This window comes from Amycolatopsis sp. NPDC114505, assembly GCF_055633615.1.
This window is the reverse complement of record NZ_JBVKDV010000001.1, coordinates 1,752,524-1,765,025: the sequence shown is the minus strand read 5'-3', so window position 1 is coordinate 1,765,025 and position 12,502 is coordinate 1,752,524. Positions and strand designations below refer to the sequence as shown.

At 69.5% G+C, this 12,502-nt stretch carries 13 protein-coding genes; 6 read left to right on the top strand and 7 right to left on the bottom strand.

Annotated elements, in window-relative coordinates:
* The first annotated feature begins 104 nt into the window (after nucleotides 1-104).
* Nucleotides 105-1,241: an MFS transporter gene (locus ACZ7OU_RS08885; protein ID WP_470255896.1), complete on the top strand. Its 1,137-nt coding sequence runs from the start codon at nucleotides 105-107 to the stop codon at nucleotides 1,239-1,241.
* Here the strand turns inward: ACZ7OU_RS08885 and ACZ7OU_RS08880 are convergent, their stop codons facing one another.
* The 4 genes from ACZ7OU_RS08880 to ACZ7OU_RS08865 form a co-directional block, all read right to left on the bottom strand.
* Entirely contained in the window at nucleotides 1,242-1,625 is a 384-nt protein-coding gene (locus ACZ7OU_RS08880; protein ID WP_470254691.1) for a hypothetical protein, read from the bottom strand. It lies immediately after the preceding gene.
* 16 nt (nucleotides 1,626-1,641) lie between these two features.
* Nucleotides 1,642-2,823, bottom strand: coding sequence for an RtcB family protein (locus tag ACZ7OU_RS08875; protein WP_470254690.1), 1,182 nt, complete (start codon nucleotides 2,821-2,823; stop codon nucleotides 1,642-1,644).
* Nucleotides 2,824-2,910: 87 nt separating this feature from the next.
* The gene (locus ACZ7OU_RS08870) at nucleotides 2,911-3,948 is read right to left on the bottom strand and encodes an aspartate-semialdehyde dehydrogenase (RefSeq protein WP_470254689.1); all 1,038 of its coding nucleotides are present in this window, start codon (nucleotides 3,946-3,948) and stop codon (nucleotides 2,911-2,913) included.
* Nucleotides 3,948-5,213, bottom strand: a complete 1,266-nt coding sequence (locus tag ACZ7OU_RS08865) for an aspartate kinase (protein ID WP_155547864.1) — start codon at nucleotides 5,211-5,213, stop codon at nucleotides 3,948-3,950. Before ACZ7OU_RS08865 ends, ACZ7OU_RS08870 begins: the two co-directional genes overlap by 1 nt.
* Before the next feature lie 229 nt (nucleotides 5,214-5,442).
* Between ACZ7OU_RS08865 and ACZ7OU_RS08860 the strand changes: the two genes are divergently transcribed.
* Both ACZ7OU_RS08860 and ACZ7OU_RS08855 read left to right on the top strand, forming a co-directional pair.
* Nucleotides 5,443-6,033 (top strand): nitroreductase family protein, encoded by a 591-nt coding sequence (locus ACZ7OU_RS08860; protein ID WP_470254688.1) that lies wholly within the window; start codon nucleotides 5,443-5,445, stop codon nucleotides 6,031-6,033.
* Nucleotides 6,034-6,164: 131 nt separating this feature from the next.
* Nucleotides 6,165-7,340 (top strand): Fic family protein, encoded by a 1,176-nt coding sequence (locus tag ACZ7OU_RS08855; RefSeq protein WP_470254687.1) that lies wholly within the window; start codon nucleotides 6,165-6,167, stop codon nucleotides 7,338-7,340.
* Between the two features lie 6 nt (nucleotides 7,341-7,346).
* Here ACZ7OU_RS08855 and ACZ7OU_RS08850 read toward each other — a convergent pair whose 3' ends face one another.
* Nucleotides 7,347-7,733 carry a hypothetical protein gene (locus ACZ7OU_RS08850; protein ID WP_470240606.1) on the bottom strand — a complete coding sequence of 129 codons (387 nt, stop codon included), beginning with the start codon at nucleotides 7,731-7,733 and terminating at the stop codon, nucleotides 7,347-7,349.
* Nucleotides 7,734-7,953: 220 nt separating this feature from the next.
* Here ACZ7OU_RS08850 and leuA point away from each other — a divergent pair, with 220 nt between their 5' ends.
* Together leuA and ACZ7OU_RS08840 are read left to right on the top strand one after the other, a co-directional pair.
* Entirely contained in the window at nucleotides 7,954-9,714 is a 1,761-nt protein-coding gene (gene leuA, locus ACZ7OU_RS08845) for a 2-isopropylmalate synthase (RefSeq protein ID WP_470254686.1), read from the top strand.
* 80 nt (nucleotides 9,715-9,794) lie between these two features.
* Complete coding sequence (locus ACZ7OU_RS08840) at nucleotides 9,795-10,346, top strand: DedA family protein (RefSeq protein ID WP_470240604.1); 552 nt, start codon at nucleotides 9,795-9,797, stop codon at nucleotides 10,344-10,346.
* Here the strand turns inward: ACZ7OU_RS08840 and ACZ7OU_RS08835 are convergent.
* Nucleotides 10,333-10,938, bottom strand: coding sequence for a peroxiredoxin-like family protein (locus ACZ7OU_RS08835; protein ID WP_470254685.1), 606 nt, complete (start codon nucleotides 10,936-10,938; stop codon nucleotides 10,333-10,335). The genes ACZ7OU_RS08840 and ACZ7OU_RS08835 overlap by 14 nt on opposite strands.
* 58 nt (nucleotides 10,939-10,996) lie before the next feature.
* On the opposite strand from ACZ7OU_RS08835, the gene ACZ7OU_RS08830 reads away from it, so the two are divergent.
* On the top strand, nucleotides 10,997-11,602 hold the full coding sequence (locus ACZ7OU_RS08830) for a TetR/AcrR family transcriptional regulator (RefSeq protein WP_470254684.1): 606 nt from the start codon (nucleotides 10,997-10,999) through the stop codon (nucleotides 11,600-11,602).
* On the opposite strand, the gene ACZ7OU_RS08825 is transcribed toward ACZ7OU_RS08830, so the two are convergent.
* A complete protein-coding gene (locus ACZ7OU_RS08825; protein WP_470240601.1) occupies nucleotides 11,592-12,497 on the bottom strand; it encodes a LysR family transcriptional regulator in 906 nt (301 codons plus the stop codon). The two genes, ACZ7OU_RS08830 and ACZ7OU_RS08825, sit on opposite strands and share 11 nt — an antisense overlap.
* Between the last annotated feature and the right edge of the window lie 5 nt (nucleotides 12,498-12,502).

Sequence of the window (12,502 nt, the reverse complement as noted above, 5' to 3'; positions counted from 1 at the left end):
TAAGTTGCACGCGCGTACCACCTTGGGTTCTCATCGAGGGCGTGCCTCTGCAGCCCTACCGCCGGGTGCTCTCCGTCCCCCGCGTCCCCTCGACGATGGCCCTGATGTTCCTGGCGCGGCTGCCGATGACCATGAACGGCGTCCTGATGACGCTGTACATCGTCACCGGACTCGGCCGCGGCTACGGCGCCGCCGGGCTGGTCGGCGCCGGCGTCACCCTCGGCATGGCGCTCGGCGCGCCGCTGCTGGGACGCTGCTTCGACCGCTACGGCCTGCGTCCGATCGTCGCCGTCTGCGGGATCGGCACGACGGTGTTCTGGATCGCCTCGCCGCACCTGCCGTTCGAGGTGCTCGCCGCCGTCGCGATCCCGGCCGGGATGCTCTCGGTGCCGGCGGGCTCGCTCGCGCGGCAGGTACTGGCCACGCTCGTCCCGGCCGAGGAGCGCCGCGCGGCGTACTCGCTCGACACGATCTCAATCGAGGCGACGTTCATGATCGGCCCCGCGATGGGCATCGCGGCGATCACGACGCTCTCCCCGACCTTCACGCTCACCGCGCTCGGCGTGCTCTTCGGCGGCACGGCCTTCCTGATCTGGCTGGTCAACCCGCCCATCCGCGAAAGCATGGAGCCCGGCGCGTCCACCACCCGGCCGCCGCTGCGGAGCTGGCTCACCGGCCGGCTCGTGGCGACGCTGCTGATCGCCGCCGGCGCGCTGTTCGTGCTCGTCGGCACCGAGCTGGCGACGCTGGCGGCCCTGCGCGCGAACGGCGACATCGGCGTGACCGGGCTGGTGATCGCGGTGATGTGCGCGGCGTCGATCATCGGCGGCATCGTGCACGGCGCGGTCAAGAAGTCGCTGCCGCAGGGCGTTCTGATGCTGCTGCTCGCGCTGCTGGTGGTGCCGGTCGGGCTCGCGGACCAGCCGTGGTGGCTGCTGATGCTGGTGCTGATCCCGACGAACCTGGTCTGCGCGCCGACGCTCGCGGCGACCACCGAGACGGTCAGCCGGATCGCCCCGCCGCAGGTCCGCGGCGAGGCGATGGGGCTGCAGGACGCGTCGACGCGGCTCGGCCTGGCGCTGGGCAGCCCGGTGGTCGGCTTCGCGATCGACCACTCGAGCCCGGCGTGGGGCTTCGCCGCGGCCGGCCTGGGTGGCCTGGTGATCGCCGCGGCCGGCCTGCTCCACCGCCGCACGCCCGAACCCGCGGCGGAGCCGGTCCCGGCGCTGGCCGAGGGCTAGCTAGCCGCCGCAGGCCAGGCGGAGCGCGTCGAGCTTCTTGACGTTGCGCTGCACCCACTGGGCCACGACGCCGGCGTCTTCGATGCGTTCCTTCTGCACCTCGACGTACGAACCGGCCATGCCGAGCAGCGCGTTCTTGACGTCCTGGTCCTGGACGTTCCCCGCCAGCTCCCGCAGCCGCTTCTCCTTGTCCGCGGCGCGGGCCTTCAGCTTGTCCGGGTCGACCAGCGGGTTCAGGTCCGCCAGCCCGAGCGCTTCGGTGCACGCGCCCACCTTGTCCGCGGTCTTCGACCCCTCGTCGACCGCATTGCTGACCTGGTCGCACCCGCTCAGCAGCAGTGCGATCCCGGCCAGCAGCGCGGCCGTCGTTCCACCCCTCGTCATGGCGCCAAGGTACCGCTCAGCCCTTGACGCAGACCACCTGCTTGAGGTGCGCCACGACCTCGACCAGGTCCGTCTGGGCCCGGATCACCGAATCGATGTCCTTGTACGCCGCCGGGATCTCGTCGACGACGCCCGAGTCCTTGCGGCACTCGACGCCCGCCGTCTGCGCCGCGAGGTCGTCGGCCGTGAACATCTTCTTGGCCTTGGTGCGCGACATCCGGCGGCCGGCACCGTGCGACGCCGACTGGAACGACGAGTCGTTCCCGAGGCCGCGGACGATGTACGAACCCGTCCCCATGCTGCCCGGGATGATCCCGAGGTCACCCGATCCGGCACGGATCGCGCCCTTGCGGGTGACGAGCAGCTCGACACCGTCGTACGTCTCTTCCGAGACGTAGTTGTGGTGGCAGGAGATGGCGTCGTCGAACGTCGTGCCGGGCACGACCTCCGCCAGCGCCAGCTTCACGAGCGCGACCATCGTGGCGCGGTTGCGCGCCGCGTAGTCCTGCGCCCAGAACAGGTCACGCCGGTAGGCCGCCATTTCCGGCGTGCCGGCGACGAACACCGCGAGGTCGCGATCCGGCAGGTCCGCGTTGTGCGGCAGCTTGCGCGCGACGGCCATGTGCCGCTCCGCGAGCTCCTTGCCGATGTTGCGCGAACCCGAGTGCAGCATCAGCCAGACCCGGCCGTCGGCCTCGTCGAGGCAGACCTCGATGAAGTGGTTCCCGCCGCCGAGGCTGCCGATCTGGCGCGCGGCCCGGTCGTGCAGCTCCTGGACCCCGGTGTGCAGCTCGCCGAAGCCCTTCCAGAACGTGTCCCAGCCGCCGACGCCGTGCACCTTCGCGGGGTTCACGGGCGACTTGTGCAGCCCGAACCCGACCGGCACGGCCGATTCGATGCGGCGACGCAGCTTCCCGAGGTCGTCCGGCAGGTCGCTCGCGCTGAGCGACGTCCGGACGGCGCTCATGCCGCACCCGATGTCCACCCCGACCGCGGCCGGCGAAACGGCGTCGCGCATGGCGATGACGCTGCCGACGGTCGCGCCCTTGCCGTAGTGCACGTCGGGCATCACGGCGAGACCGTGCACCCACGGCAGGTTGGCGACGTTCCGCAGCTGCCGCATGGCCTGGTCTTCGACCGACGCGGGGTCCGCCCACATCCGGATCGGGACGCGGGCGCCTTCGACAGCGGTGTACATGGTTTCCTCCCCTGGAAATGGTTTCGCGGTGCCAAGGATCTCCCGGGCACCGCGAAACGCCAAGCGAGTTTCAGTCGTCCACTGTGGTCACTGCTGGGCGATCAGCTCCGCGATCTGCACGGCGTTGAGCGCGGCACCCTTGCGCAGGTTGTCGTTGGCGATGAACAGCGCCAGGCCGCGGCCGCCCTCGACGCCCTGGTCGGCGCGGATGCGGCCGACGTAGCTCGGGTCGTTGCCCGCCGCCTGCAGCGGGGTCGGGACCTCCGACAGCTCGACGCCCGGCGCGTGGGCCAGCAGCTCCGTGGCGCGCTCGACCGTCAGCGGCCGCGCGAACTCCGCGTTCACCGAGATCGAGTGCCCCGAGAACACCGGCACGCGCACGCACGTGCACGACACACCGAGACCCGGGATGCTCAGGATCTTCCGGCTCTCGTTGCGGAACTTCTTCTCCTCGTCCGTCTCGAGCTCGCCGTCGTCCACAATGGACCCGGCCATCGGCAGGACGTTGAACGCGATCGGGCGCACGTACTTGTTCGGCGCCGGGAACTCGATCGCCGCGCCGTCGTGCGTCAGCAGCGCCGCGTGTTCCGCACCCGCCTTGACCTGACCGGCCAGCTCGTCGACGCCGGCCAGCCCGCTGCCGGACACCGCCTGGTACGTCGACGCGACCAGCCGGACCAGCCCGGCCTCGTCGTGCAGCGGCTTGAGCACCGGCATCGCGGCCATGGTGGTGCAGTTGGGGTTCGCGATGATCCCCTTGCGCGCCTCCTTGATGGCCGCCGGGTTGACCTCGCTGACGACCAGCGGCACGTCCGGGTCCATCCGGAACGCCGAGGAGTTGTCGATCACCGTGACGCCGGCCGCGGCGAACCGCGGCGCCTGCGCCTTCGACGTCGACCCGCCCGCGGAGAACAGCGCGATGTCCAAACCGGACGGATCCGCGACGGACGCGTCTTCGATCGTGATCTCGCCGTCGCGCCACGGCAGCGTCGAACCCGCCGAGCGCGCCGAAGCGAAGTACCTCAGCTCGGCGATCGGGAACTCCCGCTCCGCCAGCAGCTTGCGCATCACCGCGCCGACCTGGCCGGTCGCGCCGACCACCCCGACCCGCAACCCTTCCGCCATCAGCGACCACTCCCCGCGTAGACCACGGCTTCCTCGTCGCCGCCGAGCTCGAACGCGTCGTGGATCGCGCGCACGGCGTCGTCCAGCTGAGCGTCGCGGATCAGCACGGAGATCCGGATTTCCGAGGTGTTGATGATTTCGATGTTGACGCCGGCGTTGGCCAGCGCTTCGCAGAACGTCGCCGTGACACCCGGGTGCGAGCGCATCCCGGCGCCGACCAGCGAGACCTTGCCGACGTGGTCGTCGTAGAGCACCGACTCGAAGCCGATCTCCGCCTTGACCTTCTCCAGCTCCTTGACGCCCGCGGCACCGTTGGCCTTCGACAGCGTGAACGTGATGTCGGTGCGGCCGGAGACGGTGCTGGAAACGTTCTGCAGCACCATGTCGATGTCGATCTCGGCGTCGGCGATCACGCGGAAGATCCGGGCCGCGGCACCGGCGTGGTCCGGTACCCCGGTGACCGTGATCTTGGCTTCGGAGCGGTCGTGCGCCACACCGGTGATCAGGGCTTGTTCCACGGGGATCTCCTCGATAGAACCGGTCACCGTCGTGCCCGGCTTGTCACTGTAGGAAGAACGGACACGGATCGGGACGCCGTAGCGGCGCGCGTACTCGACCGACCGCAGGTGCAGGATCTTCGAGCCGCTGGCGGCGAGCTCCAGCATCTCCTCGTAGGTGACGGTGTCGAGCTTCTTCGCGTCCGGCACCACCCGCGGGTCGGCCGTGTACACACCGTCCACATCGGAGTAGATCTCGCAGACGTCGGCGTTGAGCGCGGCGGCCAGCGCGACGGCGGTGGTGTCCGAGCCGCCGCGGCCGAGCGTGGTGATGTCCTTCGTGTCCTGCGCGACGCCCTGGAAGCCCGCCACCAGCGCGACGTAGCCCTGCTCGAGGGCTTCGGTGACGCGGCTCGGCGTGACGTCGATGATGCGCGCGTTCCCGTGCACGGACGTCGTGACGACGCCGGCCTGCGACCCGGTGAACGACCACGCTTCCGCGCCCTGGGCCGCGATGGCCATGGCGACCAGCGAGTTCGAGATGCGCTCACCGGCGGTGAGCAGCATGTCCATCTCCCGCTCCGGCGGCGCGGGGTTGACCTGCTGCGCCAGGTCGAGCAGCTCGTCGGTGGTGTCACCCATCGCCGAGCAGACCACGACGACGTCGTTGCCCGCCTTCTTGGTGGCGACGATCCGCTCGGCCACGCGCTTGATCCGGTCGGCACTTTCCAGCGACGATCCGCCGTACTTCTGGACCACGAGGGCCACGCCCGAACCTCCTCGACGGGCCGGGTCTGCTCCCTGGTGGGCACCGAGGAGCCCCCGCGTCCCATGTTTGAGTGGAGCCTACCGGGGCTCAAGCGGCCCGCCACCCTCTTGACGTGGGGCGGACCCTCCGTGCGGGGGCCTCGGAAGTAAATCTTCCGTAACACCAAGGAAATACGCGGAGCCCTTCCTCCCGAGTGATGCAGCGCACTAGGTGAGTACGGTGGCGATCATGCGGAAACCGGCTGTGACGAGCGTCCCGATCGCGTCGGTGCTGGCCGAGCGATGGAGCCCGCGAGCCTTGGACGCGTCTTCGGCGGTGTCTCCGGACCAGGTTCGGTCGCTCCTGGAGGCGGCCCGCTGGGCCCCGTCGTTCGGCAACACCCAGCCGGCCCGCTACCTGGTGGGTCTCCGCGGCACCCCGTCGTTCGACGCGATCCTGGCGACGCTGAACTCGGGCAACCGAGCGTGGGCGCACCGGGCGGGGTTGCTGCTGATCGGCGTGATGGTGACGACGAACGAGAAGGGGCAGGTGCCGTACGCCGAGTACGGCCTGGGGCTGGCTTCGGAGAACCTCGTGCTGCAGGCGGTGGAGCTGGGGCTGGTCGCCCACCAGATGGCGGGGTTTTCGGCTTCCGAGGTCAGCGAGTCTTTCGGTCTCCCTGACGACGCGGTCCCTCGCGTGGCGATCGCGGTGGGGTCGCCGGCCGCGGCGGAGGTGCTGGAGGAGGACTGGCGGGTGGAACGGGAGAAGGCGGAGCGGAAGCGGGTGCCACTGGCGGAGTTCGCGTTCACCGGCCAGTGGGGCACGCCGGCTTTGTGATCGCGGCTACCGGCCGGGCGCAGCGCGAGATCTCAAGGCTTTGGCCGAAACCTTGCATTTCAACCCGGCGATTGCAAGAACCCCTCAGATCTCAGCGACGAAACTAAAGCTTCATGCGCTAAGCTTTAAAAGTGCAGGTAGAGTCGTTCAAGGAGTCCCCGGTCGGCCACTTGGCGCCGATCAGCGGTGTCGACGGCCGGACCAAACAGCCGTACAACCACTTCGCCTTCGTGCCAGCTCCACTGCCGAGCGTAGTCGACCTCTCGCCGGGAACGTACAAGCTCATCAGCGAGGCCGACCGGGCCCTGGGCTCGCTGGACGCCCTGGCCGACCGGCTGCCCAATCCCGGCCTGCTGGTGCGACCGTCCCTGACCAGGGAAGCCGTCAGCACCTCGGCGCTCGAAGGAACCTTTGCGCCCTACGCCGACGTACTCGAAGCCCAGTACGTCGAAAGCCATCAGCCGACGGCGGAGGTGCGTGAAGTAAAGAACTACGTTCAAGCGGCTTTCGCCGGCCTCGATCTCATCGAGAGACTGCCGATCTGCCTGCAGGTGGTGTCGAAGCTCCAGCAGATTCTCGTGGCGGGAACGCGTGGCGACGCCTACGACGCGGGCAGGCTCCGCGAGCAACTCGTCTGCATCGGAGACCGCGGCAGGGGAATCGAACGATCGAGGTTCGTTCCGCCGCCCAACGGCGACCTGCTCCGCGACGGCGTGAGCGATTGGGAAAAGTGGATCAACGCCGACCAGGAGATGCCGGTACTGGTGAAAGTGGCGCTCGGTCACTACCAGTTCGAAACGCTGCACCCGTTCAGCGACGGGAACGGCCGGATCGGCCGGCTGGTCATCACCCTGCAGCTCATCGAAGAACAAGTGCTCAAGCACCCTGTCCTGAACCTGTCCCCGTGGCTGGAGCCTCGCCGCGAGGCCTACATCGACCACCTGCTCGCCGTGAGCATGACCGGGGACTTCGATCCGTGGGTGCGATTCTTCGCCGAAGCGGTGAAAGCGCGAGCTCTGGCGGCCGCGGCGACCATCCGAAGCCTGATGGCGTTTTCCCAGGAAGTCATCGAAACGATGAAGGGTGCGGGCGCCCGGGGCAGCGTCCATGAATTGGCGGTGAACATCATCGGTTACCCGATGACGACCGTCCCGCAGGTCCAGGCGAACCTGGGCGTCTCGTACCCGACCGCCGCCAACGCCATCAAGAAACTGGAGGAGGCCGGCTTCCTCCGCGAGGTCACCGGCGGGAACTACGGGCGCCGGTACATCTGCGATCGGGTGTTCGACGAACTCGCCGAGAGCTAGGCGAAATCAGGAAGCCCCGCCCACCCGCCGGATCACCTTCGCCAGGATTCCCGACACCACGAGCCAGAAGATCGCCGCGATGCCGTAGTTCACCAGCACCCGCAGCTTCTCGTCACTCGGCGTGAACAGGTCGCTGAACCCCAGCGCCAGGCTGTCCGCCCAGGACTTCACGAACGAGACGATCCCGTTGTCCGGGTTGGCCGAACCGACCGTGAAGATCACGTGGATCACCAGCAGGGCCGCGAAGATCAGCCCCACCCAGCGGACGATCGACGCCACGATGGAGGCGACCCGGCCTCCCGTCGCGCGCCAGTCGACCGGGGCCCGGCGGGATACCCGGGTCTCCGTCTCCTCCGACGACGATGCCGAAGACGACTCCGCGTGCTCACCCATGTCCGCAGTTTCGCACGGCGACCGTCCGATTGCTACCCACAGGTAACCCACGGCGGGAGAACAGCCCGGCTTTCCTCACCCCGCGTCCCGTGGTTATGGTGGGGGCGTGGCGCGTACTCTCCTGCTTCGCTGCCGCGACGGGGCCTGACCGGACCGGCTCCTCGTCGCGGGGCTTCGTGGTGCCGGTCGCACCCGTCTAGCTGGAGAACCCCGAATTCGCATGAGCAAGATTCGCAAGCCTTCGCGTCCCGCCCCCGCTGACCAGCCCGCTTGGAACACCCAGCGCGGCACGTCCATGCCGGTGCACCGCTACCGCCCCTGGTACGACCTCGTCGAGAACATCGACCTGCCCGACCGCACCTGGCCCACGAAGCGCATCGACCGCGCGCCGCTGTGGTGTGCCGTCGACCTGCGGGACGGCAACCAGGCGCTGATCGACCCGATGTCGCCCGCGCGCAAGCGGAAGTTCTTCGACCTGCTCGTACGCATGGGCTACAAGGAGATCGAGGTCGGCTTCCCGGCCGCGAGCCAGACCGACTTCGACTTCGTCCGCGAGATCATCGAAGAGCACGCCATCCCGGACGACGTCAGCATCCAGGTGCTGACCCAGTGCCGTCCCGAGCTGATCGAGCGGACCTTCAAGTCGCTCGAAGGCGCGCCGCGGGCGATCGTCCACATCTACAACTCGACGTCGATCCTGCAGCGCCGCGTCGTGTTCCGCGAGGAGCGCGAGGGCATCAAGAAGATCGCGACGCAGGCCGCGGAAATGGTCGTCGAGCTGGCCGCGAAGCAGCCGGACACCGACTTCCGCTTCCAGTACTCGCCGGAGTCCTACACCGGCACCGAGCTGTCGTACGCGCTCGAGGTCTGCAACGCCGTCACCGAGATCTGGCAGCCGACGCCGGAGAAGCCGGTGATCCTGAACCTGCCGGCGACCGTCGAGATGGCGACGCCGAACGTCTACGCCGACTCGATCGAGTGGATGTCCCGCAACCTGGAGCGCCGCGACTCGGTGATCCTGTCGCTGCACCCGCACAACGACCGCGGCACCGGCATCGCCGCCGCCGAGCTGGGGTACCAGGCCGGCGCGGACCGGATCGAAGGCTGCCTGTTCGGCAACGGCGAGCGCACCGGCAACGTCGACCTGGTCGCACTGGGCATGAACCTCTACAGCCAGGGCATCGACCCGCAGATCGACTTCTCCGACATGGACGAGATCAAGCGGACCGTCGAGTACTGCAACCAGCTGCCGGTCCCCGAGCGCTCGCCGTGGGGCGGCGACCTGGTGTTCACCGCCTTCTCGGGCAGCCACCAGGACGCGATCAACAAGGGTCTCGACGCGCTGAAGGACGCCGCCGACAAGCAGGGCGTGCCGCTGGACGAGTACCCGTGGGAGGTCCCGTACCTGCCGATCGACCCGAAGGACGTCGGCCGCACGTACGAGGCCGTCATCCGCGTGAACTCGCAGTCCGGCAAGGGCGGCGTCGCCTACATCATGAAGGCCGAGCACCAGCTCGACCTGCCGCGGCGCCTGCAGATCGAGTTCTCGAAGGTCATCCAGCGCTACACCGACTCCGAGGGCGGCGAGGTCGACCCGACGACGATGTACAACGCCTTCTCGGCCGAGTACCTGGAGCTGAAGACGCCGCTGGAGCTGATCCGCCAGCACGTCACCGACAACGGCGACGGTGAATACGACATCACCGCGACCGTCAAGGTGGAGGGTGACGAGCACGAGGTCACCGGCCGCGGCAACGGCCCGATCGCGGCGTTCTTCGACGCGCTGTCGACCGTCGGCTTCGACCTGCGCCTCCTGGACTACTCCGAGCACACGCTCTCGCCGGGTGACGACGCGCGCGCCGCGTCCTACATCGAGTGCGCGATCTCGGACCGGGTGTTCTGGGGCATCGGGATCGACGCGTCGATCGTCACGGCGTCGCTGCGCGCGGTCGTCTCGGCCGTGAACCGCGCCAACCGCTGAACCTGTGGGCCGGCTGTCGGGTTCCTGTGAGTCCCCGGTGATCGGGACTCATCGGGGCCCGGCAGGCGGTTAATGGAGATGTGGACACGACGACGGCGGGACTGCTGGTGCTGTTCGTCGTCTCGCTCGTGCCCCTGCTGCCCACCGAGGTGACGCTCCTCGGCATGGGTGTCGCGGCGGCACAGGGCGGGACGTCGCTGGCGCTGGTGATCGCCGTGTCGAGTGCCGGGTGCCTGGTGTCCGACCAGGCGCTCTACGCCCTCGGCCGGTTCGGTGGCCGGGCGGCGCTGGACCGGCTGAGCCGGCGGAAGAAGCTCGCCGCCGGCATCGGCTGGCTCGACGGACGCCTGCAGCGCCACCCCCGGCCGGTGCTGGTGGCCGCCCGCTGGCTGCCGTCGGGCGGGACGGTCGGCGCCCTGCTCGCCGGCTCGCTCCGGTGGCCGATGGCGGAGTTCTTCACCGCGTCGGCCGTCGGCGTCACGCTCTGGACGTCGTACGTGGCCTTCCTGGGCTACGCGGGCGGCCAGATCATCACCGAACCCGGGATCAGCATGCTGCTCTCCCTCGGCGTCGCCCTGGTCCTGGGTTCGGTGATCACCTACGGCGTGAAGCGCGGCGCTAAAGCGATTTGAGGATGTCCGCCGGCTCGGTCCGCGTGACGAAGTCCGGGTGGACGTCGACGAACTTCAGCACCCGGTCCCGATCGACCACGACGACGGCCGGGTGGACCAGCTCCCAGGTGCCGTTGACCTGCTCGAGGTCCGTGCCCAGTGTTTCCATGGCCTCGCGCACCGGCGCGGACACCGGGTAGCTCAGCCCGAGTCCGCGGGCGACGGTGCTGCCGACGTCCGACAGCACCGGGAACTCCAGGTCCGGGAGCGGGCCGTCCGGCTTCTGCGGGCTGATCGCCGCCAGCGTCGCGCCGAGCTTCGCCAGCTCGGGCCGGAGTTCCTGCTGGTAGGTGCGCAAGGTCAGGTTGCAGTACGGGCACCACTGGCCGCGGTAGAACACGAGCACCGCGGGCCCGTTCGCGACGAGGTCGCCCAAGCTCACCGGTGTGCCATCGGCTCCCGGCAGCGTGAAGTCCTCGATCTCGGCTCCCACCTCGGCGAACTTCGTCCCGGCGGCGCGGCGGCGGTCCGCTTCGAGCACCTCGAAGATCTCCGGCGGCAAGGCGCCGCGCAAGTGGTCGTTCAGTCTGGTCAGTGCGTTGTCGAGCGTCATGGATCCCCCTAGCGGTTGTACTGATCGGTACAGTGGATCGAACTGTACTATTCAGTACATGGAGACGCAAGCGGCAGCCTCGACCTCGCGCGGCAAGCGCACACGGGAGGCGATCGTGGACGCGGCGGCGGGCCTGATGTACGTCGACGGCGTCGCGGGCACGAGCGTCGACAAGGTGCTCGCCGCGAGCGGGGCCGGGAAATCGCAGATGTACCACTACTTCAAGAACAAGGAACAGCTGGTCGAAGCCGTGATCGACCGGTACCTCGAGCAGATTCTGGCCAACCAGCCGGCGATCTTCACGCTGGCTTCCTGGGCCGACCTCGAGACGTGGACCGAGCAGCTGCTGGACGTGCACCGCCGGGCGGGCAAGCCGATCGCGTGCCCGCTGGGCAACCTCGCCGGCGAAGTGGGCGACAACCCGAAGCTCGCACCACTGGTCGACAACGCCTACCGGGAGTGGGAGTCACACCTGACGCGTGGGCTGACCGCGTTGCGGGACAAGGGAGAACTGGCTCCGGGCGCCGATCCGGCGCGGCTGGCGCAGGCGGCGATGACGTCCGTCCAAGGTGGACTGCTGCTGGCCCACATCCGGCACGACCTCACGGCGCTGGAGGACGCGCTGGGGATCGCGCTCGCGTACCTGCGCGGCTTCAAGCGGTGAGCTGGGCGATCTCCGCGCGCAGTTCTTCGATCACCTGGGCCACGGCCGGGCGCTGCAGCGCGCCGGTGCGGCAGACCGCCTCCACCAGCCGGGCCGCGCGGATGCCCGCCAGCGGCCTGCTGACCAGACCGCTGCCGCGACGCGTGTCGATCGTGTAGCGCGGGACCAGCGCGATCCCGTGGCCCGCCGCGACCAGCCGCTCGGTGATCCGGAAGTCGTTGATCCGCTGCACCACCACCGGCCGCACGCCGGTGCGGACGGTCAGCGAGCGCAGCACGTCGTCCACCGGGAAGCCGTGGTCGACGCCGATCCAGCGTTCGTCGGCCAGTTCCGCCAGGTCCACCCGCCGCTTGGCCGCCAGCCGGTGCCCGACCGGCAGGGCGACGTCGAGCGGCTCCCGCAGCAGCGGCACGACGTCGAGGCGGTCGTGGTCGAACTCCGGCGCGTGCTCGTCGCGGTGCGCGACGACGACGTCGTAGTCGGCGACCAGGCCCGGCACCTCCGGCGGTGTCATGTCGACGTCCCGGACGTCGACGTGCAGGCCCTCGTACGCCGCGACGCGGGTCAGCAGGCCGGGCAGCAGCATCAGCCCGGCCGACTGGAAGATCGCGATCCGCACGCGGCCCCGCGGCGCGCTGCGGTAGGTGTCCAGTTCGGACTCGGCCCGATCGAGCGCGGCCAGTACCTCATCGGCACGGGCGACCAGCGCGCGGCCGGCATCGGTAAGCCGCAGCCCCCGCCCGGCCGGCTCGGTGAGCGGCAGGCCGACCTCGCCCTGCAAGGCCCGCAGCTGCTGCGAAACCGCGGACGGCGTGCAGTGCAGCGCCCGCGCGGCGGCCGTCACGCTCCCGCGGTCGGCGAACTCCCGCAGCGTGCGCAAACGACCCAGGTCCATGCCGC

What these genes read in the sequence shown, in the direction of transcription:
- ACZ7OU_RS08825 (WP_470240601.1), bottom strand. Translation starts at nt 12,497, where the DNA reads ATGGACCTGGGTCGTTTGCGCACGCTGCGGGAGTTCGCCGACCGCGGG.
- ACZ7OU_RS08885 (WP_470255896.1), top strand. Translation starts at nt 105, where the DNA reads ATGTTCCTGGCGCGGCTGCCGATGACCATGAACGGCGTCCTGATGACG.
- ACZ7OU_RS08870 (WP_470254689.1), bottom strand. Translation starts at nt 3,948, where the DNA reads ATGGCGGAAGGGTTGCGGGTCGGGGTGGTCGGCGCGACCGGCCAGGTC.
- ACZ7OU_RS08850 (WP_470240606.1), bottom strand. Translation starts at nt 7,733, where the DNA reads ATGGGTGAGCACGCGGAGTCGTCTTCGGCATCGTCGTCGGAGGAGACG.
- ACZ7OU_RS08830 (WP_470254684.1), top strand. Translation starts at nt 10,997, where the DNA reads ATGGAGACGCAAGCGGCAGCCTCGACCTCGCGCGGCAAGCGCACACGG.
- ACZ7OU_RS08880 (WP_470254691.1), bottom strand. Translation starts at nt 1,625, where the DNA reads ATGACGAGGGGTGGAACGACGGCCGCGCTGCTGGCCGGGATCGCACTG.
- leuA (WP_470254686.1), top strand. Translation starts at nt 7,954, where the DNA reads ATGAGCAAGATTCGCAAGCCTTCGCGTCCCGCCCCCGCTGACCAGCCC.
- ACZ7OU_RS08860 (WP_470254688.1), top strand. Translation starts at nt 5,443, where the DNA reads ATGCGGAAACCGGCTGTGACGAGCGTCCCGATCGCGTCGGTGCTGGCC.
- ACZ7OU_RS08835 (WP_470254685.1), bottom strand. Translation starts at nt 10,938, where the DNA reads ATGACGCTCGACAACGCACTGACCAGACTGAACGACCACTTGCGCGGC.
- ACZ7OU_RS08875 (WP_470254690.1), bottom strand. Translation starts at nt 2,823, where the DNA reads ATGTACACCGCTGTCGAAGGCGCCCGCGTCCCGATCCGGATGTGGGCG.